Here is a 16,399-nt window from a genome sequence, read left to right as displayed (position 1 = left end):
TTGGTATATCCCTCTTGTTTCTAATCAAGATTTACAAAAAATTTTATTTGTATATTTCAGTAAGTGGTTATTTTCCCAAAAAGTTTACCCGCACTCCTACTCCCTTTTCTTTAGCCCTGTTTACGGCCAAACCCGCCGTGGCCAAATCCTGCAGAGCCACACCGGTTGTATCAAAAATCGTAATTTCTAAAGGATTCTCCCGGCCAGGTTTCCTGCCGGTAATCAGCTCTCCAATTTCTCCATGAATGGAATCACGGCTGATAATCCCCTGGTCATAGGCGTGCTGGCATTCACCAAGATAAAGACACTGGTCCATACTATCAACTACGACTTTGGCCATCGCAAAAATCTGAGGGTCTAACTCCTGTTTTCCGCGGGTGTCTGTACCGATGGCATTGATATGGGTGCCAGGTTTAATCCAGGGAGCCATCACGATGGCCTGGTAGCTGGAAGCTGCTGTAATAATTACATTGGCAGCCCGGCAAGCCTCCTCCGGATGGGTGACAACTTTTATTTCCTGGGGGTAATGGCTTAAGTCCTGGGCGAGTTTCAAGGCACCGGCATGGTAAATATCATAAAGATAAATTTCCCGGACACCCGGCAGAATTTTTAGAGCCGCTTCCAGCTGGTTCCTCCCCTGGAGACCTGCACCGATGACAGCTAAAACTCTACTGTCAGGCCGGGCCAGGTATTTTAAGCCGAGAGCACCCAGGGCTGCTGTTCGGATCTTGGTGACAAAGTTGGCAGCCACTAAAGCCTGGGGCTGTCCGGTTGCGGGGTCGAACAATACCATGGTCGATTGATGATTGGTAAGACCCTTATCTTTGTTATTAACCCAAAAGCCCCCTGCTTTAAAACCCAGGGCCTCCTGTTCTTCCAGGTAACCGCTCTTTATGCCGAAAATCCCCTGATGTTTTTTTATTTCTTCCCGGACTACGGGGAAAATGTGGCTTTTACTAAGGGTCCAATCGGCAAAAGCCTTCTCTACTACTTCCATGGTTTCTTCAAAAGTAACGAGGTTCTCCACGTCCTGGTCAGTTAGCACAATGACTTCCGTCATTTGTATCTCCTCCTTACTGAGATTTACCGCGGCAAAGGATAGGCCATTCATCAACTACCCTTTCATTTTCAATGACGTAAATTTTGTCATAAAGATTACAGGTAGGGCAGGCATGGTTAGGAATGATTTCTATTTTATCGCCAATTTTTAATTTACTGCTGGCCTCAGCACTAATCATAATCCCGTGTTCATCGTACAGTTTTTTCAATCTTAAGTCATTAAACCCTTTCACCAAACCGTAGCCAGGGGTATGACAGATGCCCTGGGCCCGGGTGAAGGCAGTTAAGGCTTTGACACCTGCATCCACTACCACCCTTTCCGCTGTGGGTTTGGAGATAACAGTAGCCAGAATGGTCAGGGCGCAACGGCTGTAATCACCAATGGCATTGCCCTGGGCCGCATCCATATAAATATAGGTCCCAGGTCTTATTTCAGTAATACCCGGTAAAATCTGGCCATGCATTAAAGAGGGGGTGGCTCCTATGCTCACTTCTTCTACGGGAATACCGTTTTTCCTTAAAAATTCGGCTATGGTCAGGGTATCTTCCTGGCTTTTCCTAAACAGTTCAGCACACATCTCGGGCGAGGAGGCCCCATAAGTGTGTCCTTCATGAGAAAAAATTCCTCTCAAGCGTAAGCCCGGAGACTCAGTGACTAACCTGGCCAAAGAGAGAGCATCTTCCCCTGTAAGCACACCTGTTCTTTCTTCACCTGTTTCGATTTCAATCAATACATCCAGGGGTTTGTTTTCCCCTGCAAAAACACGGGAAAGGGCTTCTACTTGTTCCCGGTTATCAACACCTACAGCTATTCTCACTTGCCGGTTAAGGTCACGCAACCGTAAAAATTTGCTCTCACCGTAAATCTCATTGGCAATAAATATATCTTGAAGTCCCTCGCCAGCCATAACCTCCGCCTCACCCACTTTGGCTACAGTAATACCCTGGGCTCCCGCCTCTACCTGTAATTTAGCAGCTTTAGGCGTACGGTGGGTCTTGGTGTGGGGACGTAATTTAACCCCGGCCTCTCTGGCCTTTTCCATCATCATTCGGATGTTCTGCTCCATGACAGGTTTATTAACTATAAGCGCAGGGGTTTCCAACTCAAGGTAATTCTTAGACAACTCTCTTACCTCCTTAAAACAGCTACCTTAATATTACTGCATTTTATACCATGACAAAATGGAAAAAAGAGAATAAACGGTACCCACAGCATGTTTACCCTGGGATTTTTGAGTAAAGAATTTGGTAAAGAAGTTTTCTTCAGCACCTATACCCTCCATATGTTACCAATTACTTTAGCCATTATGATCACCAGTGGCTTGGTATGGTACTTGTTCTATAAAGTCGAAATTAACTCTCTACCGAAGGCTAAAGAATTTTTTGACCAGGAATTAGAAAAATTAGGCCCCATGTCCATGGGTGAAAAACTAAATCTCTCACTTTTTATCTTAACTTTCACTATTGCCATGTTTAGACCGGCTTTTGCTAAGCTGCTCCCTTGGTTTGATACTACAGCCATTTTTGTCACTATGGCCTTTTTCAGTTGGATCATTCCGGTAAAAACGGAAAATGGACACTGGGAGACCATTAATAACTGGAATACCACCGTTAAAAATATGACCTGGGATGTAGTCTTCGTCACCGGCGCCGGCATTGCCCTGGCCAGTATAATAGAACAGACAAAGGCCTATGTACTGCTAGTTAATCTGCTTACACCTTTAATCCAAATGGGTGGTTTAGCCACTACCTTTGGCTTTGGTTTAGCCGCCAATATTATGACCCAATTTATGAACAATACTACTACAGATGCTATTCTACTACCCATTGCAGCCAAAACTCTCAAACAATTCGGTTTGAACCCCATCCCTCTTATCTATTTAACATCTGCCAGCGCCGCCCTTGGCTATGCTTTACCGGCCGCCTCAGGTGGTATTACTGTGGCTATTGGTATGGGGGCTGACCCCAAGGTGATGTTGAAATGGGGAACAATATTGTCTGTAGTTGGTCTGATAACGATAATAATCTTCGGAATGTTCTTAACATCCGTCTGGCCTTATTTCGCTACAACTTAAAAAGTATATTAGGGGGAGAAATTATTCTCCCCCTTTGTTAAAAACATTCCAAACTCAGAACATCAAAGACACTAATTAGATAAGGAGGTCGGTTATGTCTAAGAACCTCAATTCATATATTGATGCTAACATGGAAAAGTATATTGACCGGTTAAAAGAATTGTGTGATCAACCTAGTGTAGCAGCTCAGAATAAAGGGATGGATGAGTGCGCTTTTTTAGTAGAAAAGCAGCTAAAGGAAGTTGGGTTGGACACTAAGGTTTTTTATCCTCAAGGTGGTTATCCCATTATTTATGGAGAAATAAAGGGTAAATCTCCTTTAACCCTTATGTTATACAATCATTACGACGTCCAACCTGCCGAACCTCTCCATGAATGGAAAACCGAACCTTTTAAAACTACTATTGTCGGAGACAAAATTTATGCCCGGGGGACATCAGATAATAAAGGTAATATTACAGCACGACTGGCGGCAATCGAGGCCATCTTAAAAACAAGCGGGGAACTTCCTATTACCATTAAATACGTTATTGAAGGAGAAGAAGAAATCGGCAGCCCGAGTTTGCCAAAATTTATTGAAGAAAATAAAGACTTATTAAAGGCTGATGCCTGTATCTGGGAAAGCGGTTTTAAAGATGACCAGGATCGCCCCATTATTCGCTTGGGGAATAAAGGACTTTGCTATGTGGAGTTATGGACAGATACCGCCAAGGTAGACCTACACGATATGTACGCCCCCCTTATTGAAAATGCTGCCTGGCGTTTAATTTTAGCCTTAAGCACTTTAAAAACCACTAATGATCAAATACTTATTAATGGTTTTTTTAGTCAAGTGGAAGAATGGCACCCTTCAGAACTAGAGCGGGTAGATAAGTTATTGACTTTCTCCTTGTTCCTAAGCAAACCCCTCAAGAAATATATCAAAAACTGCGAAAGCATTTGGATATCCATGGTTTCACTGACATCCAAACAAAATTAGTCGCCGAACTAGAGCCCTCTCGTACCCCTGTATCCGCTTCTATCTCCCAATTAGCCATTAATACAGCTCGTGAGGTCTATCAAATGAAACCGGTGATATATCCGACCAGTCCCGGTTGGGGTCCTTCTTATCTTTTCCGCAACAATCTGGGTATACCGACAGTATCCATTGGAATTGGATATGCCGGTTCGCAAAACCATGCATCCAATGAAAATATCCGGATTAAAGACTATAATGAAGGAATTAAACATATCGCCGCTATTATCAATCAATTTGCCGAAATGAAATAACAAAGAGGAGGTAATTTATCTTGGCGAGAAGAGTAACTGTTGCTGCCGTCCAAATGTCTCCGACAATTGGGGCGGTAGAGACAAATATCTCTAGAGGACTTGCCTACGTTGACGAAGCAGTAGCTAAAGGTGCCCATATAGTTTGTTTCCCCGAGCTTTTTAATACAGGTTATTTTTGTCATTATAGCCATTTAGATCAGAGATACTTCGAACTCGCTGAAACCATCCCGGGGCCCACCACTGAAAAATTCGCCCATAAATCAAAAGAGTATGGGATCTATATCATTACTCCTATTTTTGAAAAGGCAAAAGCCGGTTACTATTATAATTCTTCAGCACTCATTGGTCCTGAGGGGGAAATAATAGGAAGATTTCGTAAAGCCCACATGCCCTGGTCAGGCACCGGCTGGGAAAAATATTATTTTAGACCTGGATACTATTTTCCCGTCTTTAAGACAAACTTGGCCAAGATCGGGATTATGATTTGTTACGATAGATTTTTCCCGGAATCAGCACGTCTTTTGGCCCTCCAAGGAGCTGAGATTATTTTTAATCCTGCCGGTGCCCCCTTGGCTTTAGGCGACTCCTGGGAATACGTACTGCGTACAAGAGCCAATGAAAATCAGCTATTTGTAGTTGGCGTAGGATTAACTGGAAAAACTGATGAGGAGCACTACGAAGTTACAGGACGAAGCGTGATTATTAATCCTAAAGGAGAAATTTTAGCCCAAATGGGCCGTGAAGAAGGTGTACTTGTCACTACCATAGACCTGGATGAAATTGATTCAGCCAGGACTGTTCGTTTCAATCACCGGGATCGCAGACCAGAGATATATAGTCTTTTAACTGATACTTCCCAGGATTGAGGAATTCCCTGCCAAAATGGTCATACTGTCTATGACCACTGGAATCAAGAACTTAGTGAATCAGAAAGACTACAGATTTATCATAAGCACAAAAACAGTGATGTGTTTTTATGCAGCACCAATGCGCTAACTTTAGACGGCCAGTTGATAAACCTGGATGGTAGTGGTAATCGCGTAAGTTCGCTGATCTTTGGGCCGAAAAAGATAATTGTCATAGCAGGGGTCAATAAAATAGTTGATAATGTAGAAAGCGGTATTGCCAGAGTGAAAAATGTGGTTGCTCCCGAGCTTTACCGACATAAAAATGCACCTGCTCCTTGTGCTAAGACTGGCTACTGCATTAATTGCCATCCACCCGTGAAACAATGCCGTGCATTAGTGATTCTTGAAGCCCGACCTAGAATAAATACTGATTTTCACATCATCCTTGTTGGAGAAAACTTAGGAATATAAATTAATGGCAGCCTTATTAGGCTGCCATTAACTATTAAAATTCCAGTACTTCGCCACCCTTAATCCTTTTTTGCCCCTCCTCAATAACCCCAGATTTCGTGAACAACAGAGACGATTTCCACTTCTCCCCCGGCTTCCAGGAAATCCAGAATCTTATTCATCTCTCTTTCCAAAAGACTTCTGCTGTTCCCTACCAGAGCTAACCCTAACTGGGCTGCCTGCCAGACATCATGTTCCCCTATTTCGGCAATGGAGACAGTAAATTTATGTTTAGTTTTCTCAATTAAACTCTTGACGATACTCCGTTTTTCCTTGAGAGAACTAACGGCAAAGAGCCGCAAGTCTATTTTGATTACACAAACCAGCATAGTTCACCTAAACACCGAAGCTGATGCCCACAGCCCGGGCAGCTGCCACCATTTCGCCCCGGGGATCTACCTTTTTCAACTGTTTCACCGCTTCATCCAGGGGCACGGCGGTAATCTCACTTCCCCGGAGGGCTACCATCTGGCCCCAGGGACCCTGGGCAGCCAGCTCTGCCGCCTTGACGCCGAAACGGGTAGCCAGGATCCGGTCATAAGCGCTTGGGCTTCCTCCCCGCTGGAGATGCCCCAGCACGGTAACCCTGGTTTCCAGACCTGTTAATTCCCCTAAGCGGTCAGCTACCACCTGACCTACTCCCCCCAGGCGAACAGGGTCGGTACTTCCCTCCACCAGTTTGGCCACTACCATGTCACCGCCCTGCTCTACAGCTCCTTCCGCTACCACAATAATACTGAACAGTTTTCCGTGCTTACGCCTCTCCTCAATCTTCTCCCTAACTTTCCTCAGGTCATAGGGTATCTCGGGGATTAAAATAACATCAGCGCCTCCCGCCATCCCCGCATGGAGAGCGATCCAGCCCGCATAACGTCCCATTACCTCTAAAATCATGATGCGATGGTGGGACTCTGCTGTGGTATGGAGTTTATCCAGGGCCTCTGTAGCCGTCGTTACGGCCGTATCGAAACCAAAGGTTACATCCGTAGCCCACAAATCGTTGTCAATGGTCTTGGGGACACCAATCACTTTGAGACCCAGCTTATGAAACTCCTGCCCAATACTAAGACTACCGTCACCGCCGATGGCAATCAATACTTCCACACCTAAGGCCCGTAAATTTTCCAGGGCCTGCCGGGATACATCCTGGTAGGTCACCTTTTCGTTTACCACAACAGGGAAACGAAAAGGATTGTCGCGGTTGCTGGTACCTAAAATCGTCCCGCCCCGGTGCAAGATACCCGAAACTCGCTCCAGGTTAAGGGAAACATAGTTGTTTCTTACCAAGCCTGCAAAACCGTCGCGAAAACCGATTACTTCCTCAATACCATAGCGATATTTGACCGTTTTTACAATGGCTCTGATCACACCATTGAGCCCCGGCGCATCACCACCGCCTGTTAAAAGAGCAATTTTCCCGAGAATACCCATAGTCCAACACCTGCCTTGCTTATTCTCCCAAAAGAGGTAAAAGATTGTCCCACACCAGTTTACTGGAGAAAGGGGAGCCCAGTTGTTCAGCCATTTCTTTCATATGTTTTAGCCTTAAGGGGTTATGCCAGAGACTGACGATTTCCGGAATCAACATATCAAGTTTTCTCACTTTGATAGCCACGCCTTTGTTTAGCAAATAGTCGGTATTACGGTCCTCTTGTCCGGGCAAAGAAGAGTAGATTACCAGAGGTTTGCCTAAGGCCAGGATTTCCGCCGTAGTTACCCCTCCAGGTTTAGAAATGATCATATCACAGGCTCCCATGACCTGGGCCATATTTTCCACAAAACCAAACACTTTTAAACGGGGATTATGTAATTGATTTAAATTATCGTGGAGAAGCTTATTTTTGCCGGCTACCACCACCACCTGGAAGTTGCTGTCATCCAGGAGCTCCCGGGTAATCACTTCTATTCGTCCTAACCCCAGGCCGCCGCCCATTACCAGAACAGTAGGAAGCAGGGCCAAACCCAGTTCATACTTGGCCCTGCCAGGGTCAATCTTCTCCCGGAACTGGCTGCGAATGGGTATGCCCACAGGTTTAATCCGATCCTGGGATATCCCGTTTTGCAAAAGGGGATAGGCTAAGTCCGGAGCCGGGATGAAGTACAGATCAGGTCCCTGGTGAATCCAAAAACTATGGACATGAAAATCAGTTACCGTTGCCGCCAGGGGTATGTTCATTTGCCCTCTTCGTTTTAACACGGCCAGCATTCCGGTGGGAAAGGCATGGGTAGTCAGGATCACATCGGGATTAAATTCCTTTAAAAGGAGTTCCAGTTTAGGCGAAAGAACTTTGGAAAGAATCTGGCCCAAGTCCACCAGCCGGTCTCCGTCTTCCGCCTGGTCATAAAGGTAACCCCATACCTTAGGGGTAAACCTTAGTGTTTCCATATAACTTTCTACCACAACTTTATTCAAAACCCGGTTGATATACTGAAAAGTATTAACAATTCTTACCTCAGACCCTGGCCGTTCTTCCTGCAGGGCTTGAGCAAGGGCCTTGGCTACGGAATCGTGTCCCGCACCAATGGAAACCGAAAATATCAGTGCTTTAATAGGTTTATTGGCAACCATGCTTATCCCCCCTGTCTCCCACTTCTTTTCTCTTTTTTCTCTTCTGTTTTGCTTGGACAGAGTTGATTTACCGGACAACGTGAACACTGAGGATTTTGCGCTTTACAAATTTTCCGTCCATGCCAGATAAGCCAGTGGTGGGCATCTCCCCATTTTTCCCGGGGGATGGCTCGCATCAACTGTTGTTCCACCTGTTCGGGGGTCCGCCCCTGGGCCAGGTTTAAACGGTTGGCTACCCGGAAAACATGGGTATCAACACCGATAGCCGGGATGCCGAATGCATTAGCCAGGACCACATTAGCTGTTTTCCGGCCTACTCCCGGCAGTTCCATCAGAGCTTCCCTGTCCCGGGGAACCTGTCCATCATATTTCTCCAGTAATATTTTCGCCGTGGCCAGAATATTGCGGGCCTTATTTTTATACAATCCAACCCCTTTTATTTCATCAGCCAGCTCTTCTTCACTGAGTTGTACCAGCGCCTTAGCATCAGGGTATTGGGCAAATAATTTTCTTGTCAGTTTATTAACCTGGTTGTCCGTAGTTTGAGCGGAAAGGATTGTAGCAATAAGAAGTTGAAAAGAATTAGCAAATTCCAGGGCTGTGGTAGAACCCTGATAACAACTTTCCAAAATCTCCAAAATTCTATGCTTGTCTGTTTCCGGCATAAGCAAGTACCTCTTCTCGCAAATTCTTTATTAAGTCAACGGGCACTCCCCTGGCCAGCCAGTACCCCTCCAATTCCGTCCAGGGTAAGCCTTCCCGGCGGGCCACACCCAACCAGTCCTTGTACGATTTTTTCCCAACCAAATAATTGAACAAAATCTGTTCAGCCACGGGTATTATATTAATCTTTACACCGCAACCCTGCCAAACTCTCCGCTTGGCCCATACTACCTCCCGGGGGGAAAGCACATAGGTGTAGTTTCCTTTCCTGATGGTTAAATCGCCATAGATTTCTATTTTTATGCCCCGGAGTTTCAATTCCGCGCGCCAGTTTTCATAAGGCCAACAAGGATCCCACCGCCAGGGCGAAGTAAGTGCGTCCTGCAGTACCTCACTTAAAGCAGCACCGGTAGCAACGTCTGTAAAAACATCAATATCCCCGGGTTCTCCGGTGCCCGATAAGAGCTTCAAGGACGTACTGCCGCCCAACAGCCAGGGACCTGAAACCGGCTCCGTTTTATGTATGAAATCCACTAAAACCTGGAGAAGTTCCACCTTCATCGATGTTTCTCCTAAAACACATAATCCCTTTTATTATAACCTAAGTTGGACGCAAGATAAAATGCTGGGGGCATAACAAAAAGAGTGTCGACAGTACGTTGTCAACACTCTGATTTGGTATTGTTACTTAACCAGACTGGCTAAATTGGGAACAGCTGCATGAGCAATAATCACGGTACCGTGCTCCCGGAGGAAAACCTCGTCAGTGGGTACCCATTCGCCGTATTCGCCCAATAAAACTTCTACCTCTACATCACTTTCCGGAATAAGACCAACCGCCAGGTAGTATACGGCGTTATACTTATAGAGAGCACTAAACTCCACATAGTCAGGTACAATCCGGGAGCAGGCTAAACAACAGGTCTCCAAATCAGAAAATCGCCAAACCTGGTTTAGTCCCCTTTCCACCTGACCATCGGTATCCTGCTCATCTGTCTCCTGCTGTTGAGGGGTAAACAGGCTAAAATGTTCCACCGCATGGTGTGTGCGGACTTTTGTCATAACAACCACAAAACTGTCAACTGACAGGGGATAAGCTTCTACCATCAGCTGTGTATCATCTTCCACTTCAAAACCACATTCATGGTAAGCCATATCTAAAAGGTCCTGGAACAATTCCTGAACCTTGGGATTTGTAGGCATCAAATCCCACTTTTTCACATCCCTCTCCTCTAGGTCCTGGTTTGTGATGATAATCTGCACCTTGTCCTCATTGATCTTTTTGATCTTCATGGAAACACCTCCTCTATATCCTTATGCTGGAGGTAATGTATTCTTAATTATAGTGTATCAAGGTTCAATGTCAAGTAACGTTCCTGCGATTTTTGTACGTTAATTATTCCCATTATACGTTGACCTTAGCCATTTCAGACCTCATCAAGGAGAAAACCTTTTTCTTTGAGTTCCTGACATATCCTATCCAGTTGTTCTAATTTTTCAGCCTCTACCGTATGCAGGTGAACTCCTTTGGTCAAAGCGGAAAGAGGTTCAGCTTGGCTGGCCTTATATTTGTGCATGTATTCCTTTACTTCTTCCCGAGAAGAAAGCATTAAAAGTCCCTTGAGTTCACCGTAAAGAGGATGTTCAACGATCACATCAACTACTTTTCCACCAAGGTTGACGATGGTACTGAGTTCCTCCTCGATACCCTCAACTCCATGCTGGCAGGCAAAAACCCTGCGGGGCCTTCCCGTTAAGCTTTTCATCAGGATGTAACCCTGGGGCGTGGCCAGTATATCCTCACCACTGGCTCTTAAGAGGGCAATATCCTGCACGATCACCTGACGGCTTACCCCCAACTCCTCGGAGAGCCGGCTTCCCGATACTGGCGCAGAAGCATTTAACAGTATTTTTAGAAGAATTTCCCGTCTTTTTTCCCCATCCATAAATAAAGAATCCCATCCCGTTTTTCTTTGTACCAATCAAGAAAGTATAACTTTTCAACCGGCATAAGTGCAACTAAGGCATCCGCTTTCGCCAAGGCCCGGCGCTTGCCAAGTTTTCTTTAATTATACCCGTTATATCCAAGAGTAGACAAGAGCCCTTTTAGGAAGAGCTTCAGCTTAATGGCCTATTAGAGCACTTTCTTTATACCAGCATATGCTAAAACAAAAATCATTGCTGTACTATGTTTATAAAATAAGGCTTTCATGTCCCTAAAAATTTATACTTGTATATTAAACCTAAGGTGAAAAAGTAAGTGATTGCTTAGTATGTAACCTTGGGTTATTATTTTTTCTCGGATAGTAGGGATTGCTGACAGTTTATACTTAGGAGTTCATGACTGCCTATTCAGATGTAGATATCTACCATAGCTTCTCTCGAGTCTAGCCAATCTCGTTATTGTCGACAGTGAACGTATTTTGAAAATATGTAACTTTAACAGATGTGATAAAATGTAGATGTTTATACTAGGGTATATGCCTTGAAATTATGATCAAAATGGGCGGGAGACTGGATGAAACGAATCTGTTTAATTGCTCCTTACAAAGAGCTGGCTGAATTGGCCTGGCAAGCCAAGCAAGAATTGAATTTAGCCATTGATATTAAGGAGGGCAATTTAGAAGAAGGAATTGCTCCGGCTCTCGAAGCGCAGCGGCGAGGGGCTCAGGTTATAATCAGCAGGGGGGGCACTGCCTCCATTATCAGAAAGCAAGTGGATGTTCCGGTGGTGGAAATCAATGTCACTGGCTACGACATCTTAAAGACGCTGCACCAGTACAGAGATAGCACCACCACGATCGGGATAGTGGGATACCAAAATGTTGTATACGGCTGCCAGACCATAGCTAGTATATTGAATATCCCGATTCAAGAAATAATCATACCCAATGATGACGGCAATATAAATTGGTCCGAAATTAAAGAGCAGATGACAGAATTAGTGGAGCGAAACGGAATCAAAGTGATCGTTGGGGATACCACTGCCGCAAGTAAACTGGGGGGCCTTAATGTAGATGTGCACCTAATCACCTCTGGAAAAGAGGCTATTATCCAGGCCATCGAAGAATCATGCCACATCATACGGGTAAGGGAGCAAGAAGAAGAAAAGGCCAAAAAATTTCAAATAGTGTTGGATTTTGTCCGGGACGCCGTGATTGCCACCGATGAGAAAGGGCTTATTACAGTGGTCAACCCAATGGCTGAGAAAATATTTAATATCAAAAGGGAGAATGCCTATGGTCAACCGATTCAAGAGATTGTGAAAAACACAGGCATCAACAGGGTGCTGGAATCGGGTATTGCTGAAATTGAACAGTTGCAAGAAGTGCCTGTAGGCCACATTCTAACTAACCGGATTCCAATTAAGGTGAGTGGCCAGATCAAAGGAGTGGTTGCTACCTTTCAGGAAATATCAAAAATCCAAGATGCGGAGCAAAAAATTAGGCAAAACCTTTATGCAAAAGGCTGGATCACTAAATATAAATTCAATGACATTCTTTCCAGGGATTTACGCATGAAGCGCTTAATCGAAATTGCCAGGGTTTATGCTAAAACAGATGCCACGATATTAATTGAAGGGGAAAGCGGTACCGGTAAAGAAATGCTGGCCCAAAGCATTCATGCTGAGAGCTTACGCTCCGACGGGCCCTTTGTGGCCGTTAATTGCGCCGCTTTGCCACCTCAATTGCTGGAGAGTGAACTCTTTGGCTATGAGGAAGGGGCATTTACAGGGGCCAAGAAGGGGGGTAAAATTGGCCTTTTTGAACTGGCCCACAACGGTACTATTTTTCTCGATGAAATCGGCGAAATGGATAAAGGTTTACAAGCCAGGTTATTGCGGATTCTGGAGGAAAAGCAGGTAATGCGCCTGGGGTCTGATAAGATTATCCCAGTGAATATTCGGGTAATCGCAGCCACCAATGTTAGCCTTAAGAACGAAATAAGCCAGGGAAATTTCAGAATGGATTTATACTACCGGTTAAATGTCCTTAACTTACGCACTATCCCCCTTAGGGAGAGACACGGTGATATTGAGTTATTGGCCCATTATTTCTTGCGCCAAGGGAACCAGAAGTACGGGCGTACGGTGAAAAAGTTGGCGCCTGAGGTAATTGAGTTTTTGAGCAATTATCGCTGGCCGGGAAACCTCCGGGAACTGAAAAATGTTATCGAGAGAATAGTCCTGTCCGCAGAGAAAGAATATGTAACCCTGGCAGACATTGAGTTGATTGTCGAAGAACTGCAGAATATTGATAAAAATACACAGGAGTACCAATGGGGCCATTTGCTGGATGGTACGTTACAGGAAATTAAACGAAAAATAATCCTTAAAGTATTGGAAGATGAAGGTTACAATAAAAGCAGGGCTGCAAGACGTTTAGGAATAGACCGGTCCACCATTGAACGATTTTTATGATTGATGTTTTTTACCCCATAAATGTGGCAAAATACCACACTTAGGGGGTCTTTTTTTGGCTTGAAGCGAAGAAATATACATTTTCCTGCTTGGCACAAATTTTGCAATATTAGCTAAAGAGTAAAATCTTAACCAAACAAAAGGAGGAAGGTATTCATGACAAAACAGGCAGTCGTTATCGATGAAAAGGATAATGTTGCCACTGCTACCGTAGACCTGAAGGGAGGGACGAAAGTAAGCATGTTTGTTGCTGACAATGTATTTGATGTTGTGGTTAACAGCGATATTCCCTTCGGACACAAATTTGCCATCAAGGACATCAATTTACACCAACATGTTATAAAATATGGTGAATCCATAGGCAGGGCTATCCAACCCATTAAGGTTGGAGATCACGTGCACGTTCACAATGTTGAAAGTGAACGGGGCCGCGGAGATTGGCAATAAAACCAAAGTAACCAAATATTTAATTTTTTGGAGGTTGGTAAGATGAAAATAAAAGGATATCGTCGTCCAGATGGAAAGTTTGGCATTCGTAACTATGTACTTCTGCTGCCCACCAGTGTATGTTCCACCCAGGTGGCCACTGAAATAGCCAACAAAGTGAAAGGGTGTACTGTGGCAAATAACTCCTTTGGGTGCTGTCAGGTGGCCGGTGATGCCAAATTAACCTATAAAACCGTTGTAAACCTTGGCAAACACCCCAACGCCGGAGCAGTGATCGTGGTTGGTCTTGGTTGTGAAGGAGTAGAACCTCATAAAGTGGCTGCGGATTTGGCAGGATTAGGCAAGCCGGTGGCATGTGTGGTTATCCAGGAAGAAGGGGGTACCTTGAATGCTTTGGCTAAAGGTTGCCAAATAGCCCGCGAATTTGCCCAGCAGTTATCCCTTCAGGAGAAGGAAGAAGGCGATATCAGTGAGCTTATCCTTGGGATCGAATGTGGAGGATCGGACACCACTTCAGGATTGGCTTCCAATCCGGCGTGCGGTGTTGCTTCGGACATGCTGGTGGAGTTAGGGGGCACATCCATTCTTTCTGAAACCACGGAACTGATTGGAGCTGAGCATGTCTTGGCCCGCAGGGCAGTGAGCGAAGAAGTGGCCAAAAAGTTAATCACTCTGGTTAGAGATTGTGAAGAACGGGCCAAGGCCTTAGGCGAAGACATTCGCGGCGGTCAACCTACCCCAGGCAACATTGCGGGCGGACTCACCACCATCGAGGAAAAATCCCTGGGCTGCATTCACAAAGCAGGTAATGCACCTGTACAAGATGTACTGGAGTACGCAGATATTCCTGTAAAAAAAGGTTTACATGTTATGGATACCCCCGGTCAGGACATTGAATCCGTCTCTGGTATGGTTGCAGGGGGTGCTCAAGTTATTATCTTTACCACCGGCAGAGGTACCCCCACCGGTAACCCACTGGCGCCGGTAATTAAGATCACCGGTAACGGCAAAACCTTTGAAAGAATGAAGGATAACATTGACATCAATGTGGCTGGGGTCGTGGCAGGAACTCAAACCATTAAAGAGGCAGGACAAGTAATATTTGACGAGATCGTGCAAGTGGCCAACGGAAAAACCACCAAAGCAGAACAACTAGGGCACATTGAATTTTCCATCTACAAAATTGCTCCAACATTCTAAAATTAGAAATTCTGGGAAAGAAACAATATAAAAAAACATACGAGGAGTGTTATGGATGAAAATCAAAAAGACTTTGGAAAAAATCCCCGGGGGCATGATGGTTGTTCCTCTGCTTATGGCAGCCCTGCTGAATACCTTTTTTCCGAAAGCTTTAATGATTGGTGGCTTTACCACTGCTTTGTTCAAAAATAGTGCTTTAGCCCTGATTGCGCTGTTCCTTTTATGTAATGGTGCTCAGATGCGTTTTAGTGCAGCACCTAAAGCTCTGAAAAAAGGTGTTATCTTAACTTTGACGAAATATGCCATAGGGGTGGCCATCGGTTTAGGTGTCGGAAAACTATTTGGTCCTGCCGGAATACTGGGACTAACACCTTTGGCTATCATCGCAGCCATGACTAATTCCAACGGCGGTCTTTTCGTTGCTTTAACAGCTGAATATGGGGATGAAACAGATGTCGGCGCCATTTCTGTTCTCTCGTTAAATGATGGTCCTTTCTTTACCATGATGGCTTTGGGTGCATCAGGTTTGGCTTCCATCCCCTTCATGGCCTTTATAGCGGTCTTGGTTCCCATCGCTGTTGGTATGATTCTTGGCAATCTTGATGAGGATATGAGAGAATTTTTAGCCCAAGGCGAGCGCTTGCTTATTCCCTTCTTCGCCTTTGCCCTTGGCGCCGGACTAGACCTTACAACCGTTTTTAAAGCAGGTGCATCCGGAATTATTCTTGGTCTATTGACTGTCTTTTTAACAGGTTTTGGCGGATATTTTGCCCTGAAGGCTTCCGGTGAGAAAAATGGTATTGCTGGTCTGGCTGAAGGTTCCACGGCCGGAAATGCAGTTGGAACTCCAGCCGCAATTGCCGCTGTTGATCCAAGTTATCAACCTCTGGTGGCCGCAGCCACTGCTCAGGTAGCAGCCGCCTGTATCATTTCAGCCATTCTCTGCCCCGCCCTGGTAGTAGCTATGGATAAATACCAAAAGAAAAAGGCTTTGGCAGTAGCCGACGCCTGATGAAAACTTGCTGGTTATGAGGCAATATTAGGTTAATAAAAGGTTCTGCCTGGGCAGAACCTTTTCGATCTTTTAGACCTCTTTGATTGCTTCTGTGGGGCAGCTTTCCAGTGCCTCTTTGGCGGCATCCTCTTCACCGCTGGGTACTGTATCCACAATGGATTTAGCCTTGCCATCATCACCCCAGTCATAAACTTCAGGGGCAATACTGATACATGCACCACAAGCAATACAGAGTTCCGGATCAACTTTCACTTTCATCTTGTATCCCACCTTTCCGATTTTTACCTTTTTTCTTACCTTTTTAAGATTGCCTATATGAACCGA

General features: G+C 45.1%; 20 protein-coding genes. 9 read left to right on the top strand and 11 right to left on the bottom strand.

The window, feature by feature from the left end; genetic code table 11:
- Nucleotides 1-67: 67 nt before the first annotated feature.
- Together BR63_RS15915 and BR63_RS15910 are read right to left on the bottom strand one after the other, a co-directional pair.
- Nucleotides 68-1,060, bottom strand: a complete 993-nt coding sequence (locus tag BR63_RS15915; RefSeq protein ID WP_034421827.1) for an ornithine cyclodeaminase family protein — start codon at nt 1,058-1,060, stop codon at nt 68-70.
- Nucleotides 1,061-1,073: 13 nt separating this feature from the next.
- The gene (locus BR63_RS15910; RefSeq protein ID WP_034421828.1) at nt 1,074-2,183 is read right to left on the bottom strand and encodes a D-TA family PLP-dependent enzyme; all 1,110 of its coding nucleotides are present in this window, start codon (nt 2,181-2,183) and stop codon (nt 1,074-1,076) included.
- Nucleotides 2,184-2,273: 90 nt separating this feature from the next.
- Here BR63_RS15910 and BR63_RS15905 point away from each other — a divergent pair, with 90 nt between their 5' ends.
- The 3 genes from BR63_RS15905 (at nt 2,274) to BR63_RS15895 (ending at nt 4,403) form a co-directional block, all read left to right on the top strand.
- Complete coding sequence (locus BR63_RS15905; protein WP_034421829.1) at nt 2,274-3,134, top strand: SLC13 family permease; 861 nt, start codon at nt 2,274-2,276, stop codon at nt 3,132-3,134.
- A 94-nt stretch (nt 3,135-3,228) separates the two neighbouring features.
- Nucleotides 3,229-4,113 (top strand): M20/M25/M40 family metallo-hydrolase, encoded by an 885-nt coding sequence (locus BR63_RS15900; RefSeq protein ID WP_034421830.1) that lies wholly within the window; start codon nt 3,229-3,231, stop codon nt 4,111-4,113.
- Nucleotides 4,074-4,403, top strand: coding sequence for a M20/M25/M40 family metallo-hydrolase (locus BR63_RS15895; protein WP_161781872.1), 330 nt, complete (start codon nt 4,074-4,076; stop codon nt 4,401-4,403). The genes BR63_RS15900 and BR63_RS15895 overlap by 40 nt, the downstream gene beginning before the upstream one ends.
- On the opposite strand, the gene BR63_RS20030 is transcribed toward BR63_RS15895, so the two are convergent.
- Entirely contained in the window at nt 4,378-4,458 is an 81-nt protein-coding gene (locus BR63_RS20030; RefSeq protein ID WP_420825506.1) for a hypothetical protein, read from the bottom strand. The genes BR63_RS15895 and BR63_RS20030 overlap by 26 nt on opposite strands.
- Between BR63_RS20030 and BR63_RS15890 the strand changes: the two genes are divergently transcribed.
- Both BR63_RS15890 and BR63_RS20025 read left to right on the top strand, forming a co-directional pair.
- Nucleotides 4,424-5,269 carry a carbon-nitrogen hydrolase family protein gene (locus tag BR63_RS15890; protein ID WP_051965677.1) on the top strand — a complete coding sequence of 282 codons (846 nt, stop codon included), beginning with the start codon at nt 4,424-4,426 and terminating at the stop codon, nt 5,267-5,269. The genes BR63_RS20030 and BR63_RS15890 overlap by 35 nt on opposite strands.
- A 3-nt stretch (nt 5,270-5,272) precedes the next feature.
- Nucleotides 5,273-5,722 (top strand): LUD domain-containing protein, encoded by a 450-nt coding sequence (locus BR63_RS20025; RefSeq protein ID WP_081908124.1) that lies wholly within the window; start codon nt 5,273-5,275, stop codon nt 5,720-5,722.
- An 80-nt stretch (nt 5,723-5,802) separates the two neighbouring features.
- Here BR63_RS20025 and BR63_RS15880 read toward each other — a convergent pair whose 3' ends face one another.
- The 7 genes from BR63_RS15880 to BR63_RS15850 all read right to left on the bottom strand — a co-directional run bounded on the left by BR63_RS15880 (nt 5,803) and on the right by BR63_RS15850 (nt 10,939).
- A complete protein-coding gene (locus BR63_RS15880; protein WP_034421833.1) occupies nt 5,803-6,090 on the bottom strand; it encodes a DUF503 domain-containing protein in 288 nt (95 codons plus the stop codon).
- A 7-nt stretch (nt 6,091-6,097) separates the two neighbouring features.
- Nucleotides 6,098-7,192, bottom strand: a complete 1,095-nt coding sequence (locus BR63_RS15875) for a 6-phosphofructokinase (protein ID WP_034421835.1) — start codon at nt 7,190-7,192, stop codon at nt 6,098-6,100.
- Nucleotides 7,193-7,211: 19 nt separating this feature from the next.
- Nucleotides 7,212-8,330, bottom strand: a complete 1,119-nt coding sequence (locus tag BR63_RS15870; protein WP_034421836.1) for an MGDG synthase family glycosyltransferase — start codon at nt 8,328-8,330, stop codon at nt 7,212-7,214.
- A gap of 2 nt (nt 8,331-8,332) precedes the next feature.
- On the bottom strand, nt 8,333-8,995 hold the full coding sequence (gene nth, locus BR63_RS15865) for an endonuclease III (protein ID WP_034421838.1): 663 nt from the start codon (nt 8,993-8,995) through the stop codon (nt 8,333-8,335).
- Nucleotides 8,973-9,554, bottom strand: coding sequence for a nucleotidyltransferase family protein (locus BR63_RS15860; RefSeq protein ID WP_034421839.1), 582 nt, complete (start codon nt 9,552-9,554; stop codon nt 8,973-8,975). The genes nth and BR63_RS15860 overlap by 23 nt, the downstream gene beginning before the upstream one ends.
- A 123-nt stretch (nt 9,555-9,677) precedes the next feature.
- Nucleotides 9,678-10,286 carry an adaptor protein MecA gene (locus tag BR63_RS15855; protein WP_034421841.1) on the bottom strand — a complete coding sequence of 203 codons (609 nt, stop codon included), beginning with the start codon at nt 10,284-10,286 and terminating at the stop codon, nt 9,678-9,680.
- 134 nt (nt 10,287-10,420) lie between these two features.
- Nucleotides 10,421-10,939, bottom strand: a complete 519-nt coding sequence (locus BR63_RS15850; RefSeq protein ID WP_034421843.1) for a transcription repressor NadR — start codon at nt 10,937-10,939, stop codon at nt 10,421-10,423.
- 572 nt (nt 10,940-11,511) lie between these two features.
- Between BR63_RS15850 and BR63_RS15845 the strand changes: the two genes are divergently transcribed.
- The 4 genes from BR63_RS15845 to BR63_RS15830 all read left to right on the top strand — a co-directional run bounded on the left by BR63_RS15845 (nt 11,512) and on the right by BR63_RS15830 (nt 16,072).
- On the top strand, nt 11,512-13,413 hold the full coding sequence (locus tag BR63_RS15845) for a sigma 54-interacting transcriptional regulator (protein WP_034421845.1): 1,902 nt from the start codon (nt 11,512-11,514) through the stop codon (nt 13,411-13,413).
- 156 nt (nt 13,414-13,569) lie between these two features.
- A complete protein-coding gene (locus BR63_RS15840; RefSeq protein ID WP_034421847.1) occupies nt 13,570-13,860 on the top strand; it encodes a UxaA family hydrolase in 291 nt (96 codons plus the stop codon).
- Nucleotides 13,861-13,902: 42 nt separating this feature from the next.
- Nucleotides 13,903-15,060 carry a UxaA family hydrolase gene (locus BR63_RS15835; RefSeq protein WP_034421849.1) on the top strand — a complete coding sequence of 386 codons (1,158 nt, stop codon included), beginning with the start codon at nt 13,903-13,905 and terminating at the stop codon, nt 15,058-15,060.
- A gap of 55 nt (nt 15,061-15,115) precedes the next feature.
- Complete coding sequence (locus BR63_RS15830) at nt 15,116-16,072, top strand: 2-keto-3-deoxygluconate permease (RefSeq protein WP_034421851.1); 957 nt, start codon at nt 15,116-15,118, stop codon at nt 16,070-16,072.
- 72 nt (nt 16,073-16,144) lie between these two features.
- Here the strand turns inward: BR63_RS15830 and BR63_RS15825 are convergent, their stop codons facing one another.
- On the bottom strand, nt 16,145-16,333 hold the full coding sequence (locus BR63_RS15825; protein ID WP_034421915.1) for a ferredoxin: 189 nt from the start codon (nt 16,331-16,333) through the stop codon (nt 16,145-16,147).
- Nucleotides 16,334-16,399: the final 66 nt, after the last annotated feature.

This window comes from Thermanaerosceptrum fracticalcis, assembly GCF_000746025.2.
Classification (GTDB): domain Bacteria; phylum Bacillota; class Peptococcia; order DRI-13; family DRI-13; genus Thermanaerosceptrum; species Thermanaerosceptrum fracticalcis.
Note: the sequence above shows the minus strand (reverse complement) of the source record. Positions and strands in the feature narration are given on the sequence as shown.